The sequence below is a fragment of the Natrinema sp. 1APR25-10V2 genome, from assembly GCF_031626495.1.
In the GTDB taxonomy this organism is placed as follows: domain Archaea; phylum Halobacteriota; class Halobacteria; order Halobacteriales; family Natrialbaceae; genus Natrinema.
Window position 1 is genome coordinate 444,210 of record NZ_JAMQOJ010000001.1, and the last position, 13,511, is coordinate 457,720.

The following is a 13,511-nucleotide window of genomic DNA, read 5'->3' on the forward strand; positions in this document are numbered from 1 at the left end:
GAATTTCCGACACGCCGTTTCGTGGTAGTGTGACGAGCGTCGGAGCGTACGCCGTCGACACCGTGTTCAAGCCTGGTTCGAAGAACGGCGACTCACTTTCACCTACGTAGACCCAGCGGTTCGCGCGTACCAAACGCTGTCGTTCGAGTACTGAAGGCATATCCGTCGAACACCTCGAAAAACGTGTTTGCAATCCTCATAGATCCCGTTCGGTCGTCTAGTCGCGGCCGCGAGCGAGACGATAGCCAGCGAATTCGCGGAACTACTTTCACCGGTATCTAGCGCACGTGTTTTCGTTCACTGTGACCCGGAACTGGTCTCCATCGATTCCGAATCGATAGAACCTATCTCTTATCGAGGAGTTCGACGGAGCCGTAAACACCTGTTTGCTGATCGTAGACCCCTGGTGTGAGGGCACCGATTGCCCACTTAGCCGCGGATCACTCACCCGCTATTACAACCGATACGACGGTATTTCGTTGACCGATGCTTCTCCCGGTGTGCTTTGCGAAGTCGGTCGCGGTTTAGTAACAGATATGGCTGTGATTCCGAGAGGAACGGACTGCTAAATATAGAGCGTATATTCATCAGGACAGGCCAGCAGCAGTGTACAAGTGGAAACTCGCTGCCGGATGTAGCGTCAGTAGCTACCCGGGAGGTAGATTTTTCAGAGTAGCCACCGGATTTGCTAACAAGTGACACACATGGTCGATAATTCGCCAGTGATCAGAGATGGGGACCTTGCCCCTGATGGGGGATCGGTGACTCCCGAGTTCGTCACGCCGGACGATCTCCAATCGGCTGCCGAGACGCCAGGTGTTGACAGAAGAATGGCCTTCGAGACCGAGAATAACGTGATGGTGCAATCGCGCGTCGCCGGAAACACAGCAACTGACTGGCACCACCATGGAGACCGTCACGTCTACATCTATCTGGTTGAAGGGAGCGTAGTTCTTGAGTACGGTCCCGACGGAGACCAGCGACTCGAAGGAACCGCTCCTCTGTTCGTGCAGATTCCGCCTGGAATCGTCCACCGTGATATCAATCCCGCCGATACAGAGCAGGTGAGTATCATCAACTTCGTCGGCTCGGGCCCGCTCGTAGTAAATGTCGATAGCCCGATGGCTTCCGAGTGACGGGGGGTTCATCGAGTAAGTAGCCGACCGATCACTCGCATCAGCCGGCTCTGCTGAATTTGCGCTGTGTATTCAGCAGGATTGCCGAAACCTGTCATCGATCGAGGGTTCCAACAGGGCCATATTGTCTGTTCCGACCGGCAGTCGGCCCGGTCGCCGGTTTGGTCACCATCTGAATCGATTTCCGATATCGCGTACCCTCTCGTCTCGAGGCCTGTCGGTCCCTCGCGATAACGGCGGTGAACTGCGATATCGGCCAACATAAACCACAGAGTGCGATACAGAACGGTATCGGAAGTTTCGGAAACGGCCCGGCGTCGTTTAAGACCCTCGAGCCCAAACCGATCCGCTGTGATCGTCGACGGCCGCGTCCTGCGCGAGGATTTCGTGCCGAGCGAGGTGGTTCACCGCCACGACGAGGTGAACCTCCTCTCGGAGACTCTCGAGCCGCTGCTGTCCGACGGGCGGCCGGACCCGGCTTTCCTGTTCGGGCCGACGGGCGTCGGCAAGACCTGCCTCGCCCGCTACACGCTCGCTCAGTTGCGCGACCAGGAGCCGACGGTGCGGGCCGCTTACGTGAACTGCTGGCAGGAGTACACGCGCTTTCGCGTCCTCTACGGTATCCTCGAGTCGATCGATCGGGCGGTCGACGTCCATCGCTCGACGCCGAAGGACGAACTGTTCGATCGCCTCTCGCGGGCGGACGAGGGGCCGATCGTCGTCGTCCTGGACGAGGTCGACCAGCTCGAGGAGACGGGCGCGTTGTACGATCTCCACCGGTTGCCACACGTCTCCCTGATCCTGATCGCCAACCGCGAGGAGGAGCTGTTCGCGAGCTTCGACGATCGGGTGCGCTCGCGGCTCCACGCCGGCACCAGGGTTCGGTTCGACCGCTACGGCACCGACGAACTCGCGGCGATCCTCGCCGAGCGGGCCGAACAGGGCCTCGAGCCCGGCGCGGTGAGCGAGTCGCAGCTGCGAACGATCGCCGACGCCGCGTCGGGGGACGCCCGCGTCGGGCTGGGGATCCTCCGCTCGGCCGCCCGCCGCGCGGAACGCGAGGGGCGGGCGGCGATCACCGACGACGTACTCGAGGCGGCGATCCCGGACGCGCGGACGGCGATCCGCCGGCAGACCGTCGAGGGGCTGATCGAGCACCAGCGGGTGCTGTACGACGTGATCGCCGACGCCGGCGAGATCGAACCCGGCGATCTCTATACCGAGTACGAGCGGCGGGTCGAGGAGCCGAAGACGAACCGCACGTTGCGCAACTATCTGACGAAGATGGTCCACTACGACCTGATCGAGGCGGTCGGCAAGCGCCGCGGACGGACCTACCGGCTCGTCGCCGAGGACGGCGACGACGGCTCGAGCGACGAGCCGTAGCCGTCGACAGGACCGGCAGCCCCGCCCGACGTCGTCGAACGAGCGTCGACGCCGATGCGGCGCGCTCTTTTCGGAACCGGTATCGGAAACGGACGCGCCCCGCGAGCGGACCCACAACGGCCGATTGCGACGGCTTCGACGTTTTCGGAAGTATCGGAAACCGGGCTCCGCCGCTTATGGACCGCTCGCTCGAGTCCTCACACATGCACCGACTCGAGCTCGACCCCGGAGTAACGCTGCTGAACGTCCCGTCGGCGCGGTCGAAGATCGTTCACCGACTGGTCTGTGACCGACTGGCCGACGGCGCTGGTACCGGCGACGGGGGTGCGGCCTACTGGATCGACGCGCGGTCGGCGGCGTCGACCCACGCGCTATACGACTGCGCCTCGAGCCCGCGCGTCCTCGATCGCCTGCGGGTCGCGCGGGCGTTTACGGCCTACCAGCACCACTCGCTGGTGCGAGCGGTCGCCCGGCGAGCCGCACCGACGACGGCATTGCTCGCCGCGCCGAACGTCGCCAGCCTCTATCGGGACGACGACCTCGCGGCGTGGGAACGCGACGATCTGTTGGCCGCGAGCCTCGAGATCCTGTCCGAACTCGGGAGCGTGCTCGACTGTCCGGTGCTCCTGACGAGCGCCGACGACGGGGACGGCGACGTTTCGGACGCGGTCGCCGACCGTGCGGACACCGTTATCGAGTGCGCTCGCACGCGCGAAGGGATTCGTTTCGAGACCGCTGGCGACGAGGCGGCGACGACGGACGCGACCGCGGGGTACTGGCACGGGACCGTCTGGCAGACGACGATCCCGTACTGGGTCGAGGTCTGCGGTGCCGTCGACGCGGTCGATCCCGTCGTCGCCGCCCACGACCGGGGGCTGCTCGAGGTGAGCGGCTGATGGGGCGGACGAACCCGACCTACCGCGACGCGCTCCGGCGACTCGAGTCGGAGTGGGAGCCGATGCGCCGGGCGCTGCGCCGGGAGTACCAGGACGACTTCGACCGGCTGTTCGACCGGGCCCGGGAGTTCGCCGACGCGGCAGGCTACGCCAACCCGCCCGACCCCGAGCGTGCGCTCGTGCTGTCGCTGCTGCTCGCTCACGAGGTCGAACTCCGGCGGCTGCGCGAGGAACGCGACGCGAACGGGAATCGAGCGGACGACGATCGCCGGGCGGATCGCGAGGGGGCCGACGGATGAGCCAATTCACTGTCGAGTTCGAGGACGGGACCGTCAGGGAGTGGACCCTGACCGACGAGGGAGCCGAGCCGACGATCGTCGAGGACTACGCGCCGTCGCTGTTCGTCGCCGGGCCGGGCGACGCGCTCGCGGATCTGCGGGATCGCCTCGAGGCCGACCCCAAGGTCGCCGCGACCGGCGTCGAACGGTGGGCGACGAGCCTCCACGAGGCCCACGCGGGCGAGCGCAGCCGCGTCCTTCGGGCCGACCTCGAGCGCGTCGGCGAGGTTCGGACACTGGCTCGCGAAATCCGGGGCGTCCACGAGCGCGAGACCCACGCCCCCGGGACCTACCGCCTGTTCGACGTGGACCTCGCGCCTGGCTTTCGCTACTGTCTCGACCGGGGGCTCGATCCGACGCCAGCGCGCGAGCTGCGGACGCTCCGACTCGAGCTCGACGAGGCCGCGCTGGCCGACGGCGACGTCTCGGCGCTGGAAGTCGGGGGCGAGTCCGTCGAGGGAGACGGGACGCGAGTCCTTCGGACGCTTGGCCGCCGCCTCGAGCGTCGGGACCCGGACGTACTGGTGGTGAGTCACGCCGATCTGGTGCCGCTGCTCGAGCGGCGGGCGACCGAACTGGGGCTCGACGGGGTTTCGCTCGGGCGGCTGCCGGGCTGGACGACGCTCGCGAGCGAGAACACCTACGCGAGCTACGGACGAGCGGGTCACTCGCCGGCGCGGTACCGCATTCCGGGGCGAGCGATCGTCGATACCTCGAACAGTTTCCTCTGGCACCAGTCGGGGCTGGCGGGGATTCGGTACATGGTCGAACGGACGGGTCGCCCGCTGCAAGAAGCCGCGTGGGGGAGCATCGGGACGCTGCTGACCTCGAGGCAGATCCGGCACGCGCGTCGAGAGGAGGGGGTACTCGCGCCGTGGAACAAGTGGGAGCCCGAGCGGTTTACCGACGTGGAGACGCTGCACGCGGCCGACCGCGGCGGATTCACCTTCGCCCCCGAGGTCGGCTTCCACGATGACGTCCACGAGATCGACTTCGCCTCGCTGTACCCGCGGATCATCTGCGAGCGCAACGTGAGTCCGGAGACGCTCGGCTGTGGCTGTGACGGCACCGCCGGCAGCCACCGCGTCCCCGACCTCGGCTACGAGATCTGTGACGACGATGGCTTCCTCCCCGCCGTCCTCAAGCCGCTGATTTCCGAGCGAGCGGCCATCAAGCGGCGACTCGACGACGGTCCTCCCGACGACGCGGCCGCTCGGCTGCGCGCCGAATCGGGCGCGATCAAGTGGATCCTCGTCTCCTGTTTCGGCTACCAGGGCTACCGAAACGCCAAGTTCGGCCGGATCGAGTGCCACGAGGCGATCAACGCCTACGCCCGCGAGATCGCGCTGACGGCCAAACGGCGGCTCGAAGACGCCGGCTGGCGGATCGTCCACGGCATCGTCGACAGTCTCTGGGTGACTCCGCGGATCGACGACCCGGAGCCGATCGCCGACGTCATCGCCACCGTTTCGGACGCGGTGGGGATCCCGCTCGAGCACGACGGCAGCTACGAGTGGGTGTGTTTCGTGCCCCTCCGTGACTCGATCTCGAGCGGTGGAGCCGGCGGTCCCGCCGACGCAACCACGAGGGGGCGGGCGGCGGCGGGCGCGCTAACGAAGTACTTCGGCAAGCGACGGAGCGGCGAGTACACGTTCCGGGGAATCGAGTTGCGCCAGCGGAGCACGCCGGCGTTCGTCGCCGACAGTCAGCGCGCGTTCGTCGAAGCGCTCGACCGCGAGCGCGACCCCGAGGCCGTCTGTGACGTGCTCGGCCGGCGACTGACCGAACTTCGCGACGGAGCGGTCGACCCGACCGATCTCGCGATCACGAACCGCGTCTCGAGACCCCTCGCCGACTACAGCCGGCGGACGCACACTGTGGCGGCGCTCCAACGGTACGAGCGTCGGGGAATCGATCGCCGTCCCGGTCAGTCCGTCACGTACGTCGTCGCCGACGACGACGCCCGCGGCCCCGAGCGCGTCCGTCTCGCGCTCGAGGAGTCCCACCAGTACGACGCAGACTACTACGCGACGCTGCTCGTGCGGGCCTGCGAGAGCGTCGTCTCGCCGCTGGGATGGGACCGTGCCCGGATCCGGCGCTCGCTGCGCGACGGCCGGACGGTCCGACTGTCGACGTTTACCGACTGACGACCGGACCCGATCGCCGCGCCGTCGAGACTGTCACGGCGAGCAGACCGTTCAGCGACGCTGAAGACGAGCGCCAAGCTTACACGGCTCGCGTACTTTTGAGTCGTACTATGACTGCCCCGAATTCGTCAGGCCCGATCTCTTCTCGGCCCGGGCTCGAGCGGCCGTCGCGGCGGGCGGCCGGTGGCCGCTCGAGCCGACGGGCCGCGAGACGCACCCCATCGACACGCGCCGCTAGCGGGACCGGTCAGCAGCGCCGACCGGTCCGGAACCTCACGTATATGCGTATTCGCCTCGAAAGAGAGATCGATATGGACGGGTTCAGCTCGCGATCGGTAGACTGGGTACGGTTCGGCCGATCCGGATCGTTTCAGTTCGGCAGCCGATCGATGTCAGGTCCGTGGAGCGAACACGGAGACGGAACCGCCCGCGGTCGACGAGGCCGACGCTACAGTCGACCGGGAGGACCTCCGACGACCGATGACTGATTCAGGCACTTCGCGACCCGAGCCGGCACAGATCCTCCTGGTCGAGGACAATCCCGGCGACGTCCGGCTAACCAAGGAGGCGTTCAAACAGGGCCGCATCGAGAACGATCTCCACGTCGTCTCCGACGGCATCGAGGCGCTCGACTTCCTCACGCAGCGCGGCGACTACGCCGACGCGCCGCGACCGGATCTCATCCTTCTGGATCTCAACCTCCCCGGCAAAGACGGTGAGGACGTCCTCGAGGAGCTCAAGGACGATCCGGCGCTGCGATCGATCCCGGTGATCGTCCTGACGAGTTCGCGGGCGGAAGAGGACGTCGTCAAGTCCTACGAACTCCACGCAAACGCCTACCTCACGAAGCCGGTCGATCCCGACGAGTTCATCGAGACGGTGCGAGCCTTCGAGAAGTTCTGGTTCTCCGTCGTGCGGCTCCCCCCCGAGGTCGATAACCGATGAGCGAAACGAACACGCAGACCGGCGGTGAGCGAGGGCAGGAGGCTGCGGAGGCGCTTCACATCCTCCTGATCGAGGACAACCCCGGCGACGCTCGTCTGATTCAGGAAATGCTCCGGGACACCGAGGAACTCGCTCAGCGGGTGAGCCCCACCGAGGCGACCGGCCAGGCTCCGGAAATCTCCCGCCAGACCCGCCTCGAGGAGGGACTGACGGCGGTCGAATCCGAACCGCCCGACATCGTTCTGCTCGATCTGAACCTCCCCGACAGCGAGGGTCTCGCGACCCTCGAGACGGTCCACGAGGAGATCGGCGAGACGCCGATCGTCGTCCTGACCGGAGTCCGCGACCAGCAGGTCGGCGTCAAGGCGATCCAGCGCGGTGCCCAGGACTTCCTCGTCAAAGACGAGGTGACCAGCGAACTGCTGGTGCGGACGATCCACCACGCGATCGAACGCGCCCATCAGGAACGCGAGCGACGCCAGCAGCGCGAGCAACTCGAGGCGCTCAACCGGCTCAACCGGATCGGCCACGACATCACGCACGCGGTGATCACCACGGAGACGCGAGCGGAACTCGAACAGCAGGTCTGCGACCGGTTGACCGACTCCGACGCCTATCGGTTCGCGTGGATCGGCGGGGTGAACCCGGGCAGCGACCGGCTCGTTCCGAAGGCGGCGGCCGGCGTCGAGGACGGCTATCTCGACGAGATCGATATCTCCGTCGACGAAGAAGATCCGGCCGGTCAGGGTCCCGCGGGAACGGCCATTCGGACGGGTCAGGTTCAGGTCATGAGCGACGTCAATGCGGAATCCGACTTCGGACCGTGGCGAGAGGCGGCGCGCGCCCGCGGCTACCGATCGTCGGCGGCGATCCCGATCGTCCACGAGGACCTCGTCTACGGCGTCTTGAACGTCTACTCCGAGTCGCCGCGGGCGTTCGAGGGACCCGAAACGGCCGTTCTCACCAGGATCGGCGACGTTATCGCCCACGCGATCACCGCGATCGAGCGCAAGGACGCGCTCGTCAGCGACGCCGTCATCGAACTCGAGTTCAGCGTCGACGCGATGGCCCAACCGTTGATCGAGCTCTCGGCGTCGGAGTCGTGTACCATCGAGTTCGAGCAACTGGTCGGCGGCGACGAGACGCTGCTCGCCTACGGCTCGGCACACGGCGTCTCTCAGGAGGCGTTCTCCGAGGTCATCGAGCGGACCGACGGCCTCGGCGACGTCCGATTCCTCTCCGCCGGACGCGACGAGTTCGAGTTCGAACTCGTGGCCCCCGCGGCCGTCTCCCTGTTCGAGACGATCGCCACCCACGGCGGCCGCGTCGCGTCGGCGACGATCGCCGACGGCGAGTTCCGGTTCGTCGTCGAACTTCCCCGCGGTCGCGACACGCGCCGGATGATCGAACTCATCAAATCCAAGCGCGACGACGTGACCTACCTCGCCCAGCGCACCACCGAGCGCGGCGACCGCAGCGACTCCGCCACGCCGTCGGTCATCGAGGACGACCTGACGGACAAGCAGCGAGCGGCCCTCGAGACGGCCTACTTCGCGGGGTACTTCGACTGGCCCCGCGGGAGCACCGGCGAGGAGATCGCCGAGCGGCTCGGCATCGCGCCGGCGACGTTCAATCAGCACCTCCGGACGGCCGAGCGGAAGTTCTTCAATTCGGTCTTCGGCGAGTAACGAGGACCTCCCTCAGCGGCTCTGTTGAAACCCTCAGAGAGTTACGGATTCACCCGGTAGTGTGACTGGATACAGGACCACCACTGAGCGTCGCTGCACATCCGATCGCACGACGGAAGCGCGGGTCGGGGCGAGCAGGGAAAGCGAGAACCGCGGACTGTGCGATCGATGTGTCCATCGCTTCAGTTGTCACTATAGAACGGATGGCTCCAGCGGGAATCCCGCCCGCTCGTCTCGAATACGCGACGCTGGCCCGTCGAGCGCCCGAAAAATCGGTGTCGATTCAGACTCCAGTTAGTAGATAGACTGGCCACCGCCTTGTCGCGACGGCGTTTGGCCGCCCATCTGCTGTGACTGGCCCTGCTGTGCGACCTGCTGGCTCGCCTGAGAGATCGTCTGAGAGAGCTGCTGAGCCTGCTGGACCACCTGCTGGACACCCGGAATCTGGGACTGCTGGAGTTGCTGGGTGTTTTGTTGGAGCGCTTGCTCGGTACACTGGCCGAACGTCTGTGCCAGGTCGGACTGCCGCAGGAGGAGGGTCTTCTGGACGTGGATGACCTGAGAGAGGTCGGCCAACTTCCCAGCGGTGAACCGGTCGCCGGCGTTCATCGCCTGTCCGTGCGCCCACTCGGCGTCCGATTCGAGCTGCTCGAGCTTGTAGATGGCCTGCGAGACCTGCTGCGGGACGGCCTGATCGAACGACTGAGGCTGTTGCTGATACTGTTGAGTTGACCGTCCGGTCTGTTGCTGAGGCTGCTGCTGGCCGACCTGTTGTTGAGTTGGCTGTCCCATTTCCTGTCGCGGTGGCTGTTGGTGTGACATGGTTCTCTGGCCTGCGAGGTCGGGAAGCCGGCACTGCGTGCCTCGTAGGGCATTGCGACCAGTCCAGCCGCCTCAGTAAATATCCGGACTACTGTTTCTCTCACTCGCGTTACTGCTTCGTCCACCCGAACTCCCGGTGTGACCGTACACGTCCATTCAGGCATCCTGCCCGAGAGCACCGACCACCCAAGAGGTCGTTACTGGATCTGTTCACACGGTATATCACTGTCACGCTGCATATCGAGCCGCTGTTGACGCGACTCATATGCGTCGCCAACCGGAAATTCTCACTGGAACCCCGGACGACGGTAGACGGGAGGCGGTTCTCAGCCGTCGGCGGCCGCTCCTCCGACTCCCGCACTCGAGCGGTCAAAGCTACCGAAAACGCGAGTTTACAGTCTCAGCGGTAGCCTGTGAGAGCAGTTCTCCACTCCCGCTCTATACCGTCTTCCGTACGGCCCTGAGCATCCCGACTCGGAACTATCCGCCTGGGTACCACGTTCGCGCTGTGTATGCATCACGGGGGCTGAAAACTATCGCTGTGCGAGGAATTTCCACAAGCCCCCTCAGCGGTCCACGCCGTCCGCGATGAGCTCGTGAGAGCGAACCACGTCGTCGTGGTCCGCGATGATGTTCTGAACGATCACGTCGTCGACGCCGACCCGATCGGTCAGTTGCTCGAGCAGGGCAGCCACTGTCTCCGGGCCCCCCGAGATCGACCGCCGCCAGTCGCCGTCGGGAAGCGGGGTCGGCGTCGGATCGGGGACGCCGCCGAGTTCGTCGATCGCCGCCTCGACCGACGGGCGCGAGCCGACGACGCCGCGTCGCATCCGCTCGTAGGTCGCCTCGGCGGTCGCTCGCAGCCTGGCCGCCTCGTCGTCGGTCGCGGCGCAGGCGACGTTCATCGCGAGCATCCCCGTCGGTTCGTCGGGCCCCGCGCCGAGCGGTGACGGCTCGAACTGCTCCCGATAGGTCTCGAACGCACGTTCGGCGAGATTCGGCCTGATGAACCCGGCGAAACAGTATCGGAGCCCGAGTCGGCCGGCGATTTCGGCGCTCGAGGGGCTCGAGCCAAGCACCCACACCTCGGGAACGTCGTCGGCCGACCGCGGCAGGTCTAACTCGGCGTAGTCGTGCCCGTCCGGAAAGCCGTCGTAGAGGTGACTGACCGTCGCGTCGATCTTCTCGGCGTGGTCCTCGTCCGGATTCCGCTTTCGTCGATCGGTACCCAGCGCCCGGTCGGCGGCCGGAATCCCGGTCGCCCGGCCGAGCCCGAGGTCGATCCGGCCCGGTGCAAGCGCGTCGAGGGAGGCGAACGTCTCCGCCACCTTGAACGGCCGGTAGTGGTTGAGCAGGACCGTTCCGGAGCCGATCCGGATGTCGTCGGTTTCGGCCGCGAGACGTGCGATCAGCACTTCCGGCGTCGTGCTCGCGATGGAGTCGGCCATCCCGTGGTGTTCGGCCATCCAGAACCGCTCGTAGCCGCGCTCCTCGGCGACTCGAGCGAGTTCGATCGTATTTTCGTACGCGTCCGTCGCGGTCCCGCCGTCGGGGACCGGAGCGAGGTCGACGATCGAGAGGTTCACACCACCCCTTCGAGTCAGAACGGCCAATAACCGTTCGGTCCGGCCGCTCGAGAAGCGGATCGACGTGCGTTGGAGAAAAAACGGAGTTACGCGCCGCGCGGTTCGGTCGCGGGCGGAGTCACGTCGTCGATCGGTCGGGCTGCCATCGCGACGGTGATCATCGAGATCCCGGTCACGAGGAGGTTCGCGCCCACGAGGAGACCGATCGCCCAGGCCGCGGTCCCCGGGAAGCCGACCCAGAGGAGGGCAGCGAGGACGAGGCCGACGACGCCACTGATGGCGACCGCGGTTCGGCCCCGGGAGCTGGGCATCCGCATCGCCATCGCGAGTTCCGCGATGCCGTCGACGACCAGGTACGCCACGAGCGCGATCGTCAGGGTGATCAGCGCGACGGCGGGCGCCGCGAGGACGGCGATGCCGGCGACCACCGAGACGACCGCGAGCGCGATCTGCCAGAGCGATCCGCGCCAGCCGCGTGCGGAAAACGCGTGGACGCCGTGGACGATCCCGCCCACGACCAGCAACGCGCCGATCGCAAGCGAGAGCGAGAGCCCCGTGACGAGCGGGAAGGCCATCGCGAGAATGCCGATCAGTCCCACGATCCCGCCCGCGATCGCCAGGGTCCGCCATTCGTTCTCGAGGGAGTATCCCTCGACGGACATAGTGTCTACAGTGTCATTGCTCATTGGATTCACCAGTATAGTGTACGTCGTATACGTATATAAAATAAATATACGATTTGACACTAGGTCAGGGGAACGGACCGGTCCGAAACTCGTATTAACGGCGGTTTCGAGCGTCTTCGGGTGGTCTAGTGGCGCTATCTGTTCGACTACGTATGACGACGTGACTGCCAGGGCGCGGCTAGTGAACTACCCCACCCTACTCGCTCACGGCTGACGCCGTTCGCTCCTTGAGGGTGGGGCTTCCTGTTTCCACGACGCACTTTGCAGATACGGGCGTATCCACAGGGAGCGCAGTCTCCACAGGCATTGATTCGGAGTGAACCACTCCTATATCTTCGAGACCACGAGAAAGAATGTTCCACGCCGCGTTCGCGTCCCTGTCCGCCTCAAACCCACACGACGGACAGGAGTGTTCACAAACCCACAGCGGTTTGTCTGTCTTGACACCGCAGGACGCGCACTCCTTCGTCGTGTCTTTCGAGTCAACAGCGACGAAGTGCGTTCCTTCGCGCTCGCACTTGTATTCGAGCATCCGCAGGAACGTCCCCCACGCCGTACCCGCGCGATTCCGTGAGTTGCCGGGGAGTTCGACCAGTCCCTTCGCGTCCAAGTCCTCGACCGCCACCAAGTCGTACTCGCGGGCGTAGGAGTTCGAGAGCTTGTGGAGGAAGTCTCGTCGTTTTCGCTTCAGATCGGCGTAGCACTCGGCCACGACCTTCCGTTGTTTCTTCCAGTTGTTCGAGCCGTGTTCCTTCCGCGAGAGGTTGCGTTGGGCGCGTTCGAGCCGTTCGCGCTCCTCGCTGAAGTCAGGACTCTCGATGGCGTACCCATCAGTGTCATGGGCGTACTTGAGAATCCCGACGTCGATGCCGACGACGTTCTCGGGCGTCTCCGGTTTCTCAGACGTGTCTTCGTCTACGTTGATGCCGAAGGTGGCGTACCACTCGCCCGTTGGTTCCCGTTTGACCGTGACTTGTTTGGTGGTCGCGTCTTCGGGGATGTCTCGGTGGAGGTGTATCGGGATCTCACCGATTTTGCTCAACCACAGAACAGGCCGACCACTCGTATTCTTGAGTTCGAAGCCGGACTGGTTGTAGGTGAGTGACCGATACTCCCGAGGTGGTTTCCACTTGAGCATTCCCACGGTGTGTCCACTCTCCTTCTGTGCTTTGAGTGTGGAGAGGTTGTCGTAGACGCGTTTGACGACCATCTGGAGGACTTTTGAGTAAACGTTCCCGAGGTCGTCCCACCACGATTTGAGGTCGGGGAGCCGCCCCTGCACCTCGTAGCGAGCAGGAATGTCGTCAGACGCGTTAAGTAGGTAGAGAACGTGGTTGTACAGTTGCCTACAAGTATCGACGTGATGGCGGAGCGCCTCGCAGATGGCTTCCGACGGGTCAAGTCGATACTTGTAGTTGTACTGCATGGCCTACTCGTCTGGGTCGGGGTCTGAGACGCGGATGACTTTCACGTCGGCTCCACGCCAGCGTTTGGGAACGATGACGTGGGCGCTGTTGCCCGACGGTTTAGCAGTCCCATCAAGGACTCCTTCGATTTCAAACCCATATATCATAATCGTATATTCTTTGGATAGAAATAAAAGCAGCGGTGGGCCCGTGGGCCGAGTGTCGCGGGTGTTTGAGAACTGTGCGGCGTTGACGAGACGCTTCGCATCTCGTTAACGCTACTCGGTCGCTCCGCTCGTTGCGTTGCTCCTTGAGGAAGGGGACTTAGCGTCTAGTTACAGTTAATGCCGTCCGGGTGACAGACAGAGCCGTGAGCGACGAACGCGACGCCGACTACCGGACCTGCGACCTCTGTGGCGAACGAGTTCCCGCAGCCGTCTATCGCGAACACCTGTTGAAAGCGTGTCCCGGCCGC

Annotated in this window: 12 protein-coding genes; 7 read left to right on the forward strand and 5 right to left on the reverse strand. The window is 64.9% G+C overall.

All coding sequences use genetic code 11. The features are described 5' to 3' along the window. Positions 1–704 precede the first annotated feature (704 nt). From NDO75_RS02385 to NDO75_RS02415, 7 genes are all read left to right on the forward strand, one after another. The gene (locus NDO75_RS02385) at positions 705–1,136 is read left to right on the forward strand and encodes a cupin (protein ID WP_310905164.1); all 432 of its coding nucleotides are present in this window, start codon (positions 705–707) and stop codon (positions 1,134–1,136) included. Positions 1,137–1,487: 351 nt separating this feature from the next. Further along, complete coding sequence (locus NDO75_RS02390) at positions 1,488–2,522, forward strand: orc1/cdc6 family replication initiation protein (RefSeq protein ID WP_310904503.1); 1,035 nt, start codon at positions 1,488–1,490, stop codon at positions 2,520–2,522. A 203-nt stretch (positions 2,523–2,725) separates the two neighbouring features. Beyond that, the gene (locus tag NDO75_RS02395) at positions 2,726–3,418 is read left to right on the forward strand and encodes a hypothetical protein (protein ID WP_310904504.1); all 693 of its coding nucleotides are present in this window, start codon (positions 2,726–2,728) and stop codon (positions 3,416–3,418) included. Next, entirely contained in the window at positions 3,418–3,717 is a 300-nt protein-coding gene (locus tag NDO75_RS02400; RefSeq protein WP_310904505.1) for a hypothetical protein, read from the forward strand. The genes NDO75_RS02395 and NDO75_RS02400 overlap by 1 nt, the downstream gene beginning before the upstream one ends. Further along, positions 3,714–5,903, forward strand: a complete 2,190-nt coding sequence (locus tag NDO75_RS02405) for a type B DNA-directed DNA polymerase (protein ID WP_310904506.1) — start codon at positions 3,714–3,716, stop codon at positions 5,901–5,903. Before NDO75_RS02400 ends, NDO75_RS02405 begins: the two co-directional genes overlap by 4 nt. Positions 5,904–6,383: 480 nt before the next feature. Continuing rightward, positions 6,384–6,848 carry a response regulator gene (locus tag NDO75_RS02410; RefSeq protein ID WP_310904507.1) on the forward strand — a complete coding sequence of 155 codons (465 nt, stop codon included), beginning with the start codon at positions 6,384–6,386 and terminating at the stop codon, positions 6,846–6,848. Beyond that, on the forward strand, positions 6,845–8,536 hold the full coding sequence (locus NDO75_RS02415) for a bacterio-opsin activator domain-containing protein (protein ID WP_310904508.1): 1,692 nt from the start codon (positions 6,845–6,847) through the stop codon (positions 8,534–8,536). Before NDO75_RS02410 ends, NDO75_RS02415 begins: the two co-directional genes overlap by 4 nt. A gap of 294 nt (positions 8,537–8,830) precedes the next feature. On the opposite strand, the gene NDO75_RS02420 is transcribed toward NDO75_RS02415, so the two are convergent. The 5 genes from NDO75_RS02420 to NDO75_RS02440 all read right to left on the reverse strand — a co-directional run bounded on the left by NDO75_RS02420 (position 8,831) and on the right by NDO75_RS02440 (position 13,203). Next, positions 8,831–9,328: a hypothetical protein gene (locus NDO75_RS02420; RefSeq protein ID WP_310904509.1), complete on the reverse strand. Its 498-nt coding sequence runs from the start codon at positions 9,326–9,328 to the stop codon at positions 8,831–8,833. Between the two features lie 596 nt (positions 9,329–9,924). Continuing rightward, a complete protein-coding gene (locus NDO75_RS02425; protein ID WP_310904510.1) occupies positions 9,925–10,944 on the reverse strand; it encodes an LLM class flavin-dependent oxidoreductase in 1,020 nt (339 codons plus the stop codon). An 86-nt stretch (positions 10,945–11,030) separates the two neighbouring features. Continuing rightward, positions 11,031–11,630, reverse strand: a complete 600-nt coding sequence (locus NDO75_RS02430; RefSeq protein ID WP_310904511.1) for an HdeD family acid-resistance protein — start codon at positions 11,628–11,630, stop codon at positions 11,031–11,033. A gap of 196 nt (positions 11,631–11,826) precedes the next feature. Continuing rightward, a complete protein-coding gene (locus tag NDO75_RS02435; protein ID WP_310904512.1) occupies positions 11,827–13,056 on the reverse strand; it encodes a transposase in 1,230 nt (409 codons plus the stop codon). A 3-nt stretch (positions 13,057–13,059) separates the two neighbouring features. Beyond that, positions 13,060–13,203 carry a DUF2080 family transposase-associated protein gene (locus NDO75_RS02440; RefSeq protein ID WP_310904513.1) on the reverse strand — a complete coding sequence of 48 codons (144 nt, stop codon included), beginning with the start codon at positions 13,201–13,203 and terminating at the stop codon, positions 13,060–13,062. Between the last annotated feature and the right edge of the window lie 308 nt (positions 13,204–13,511).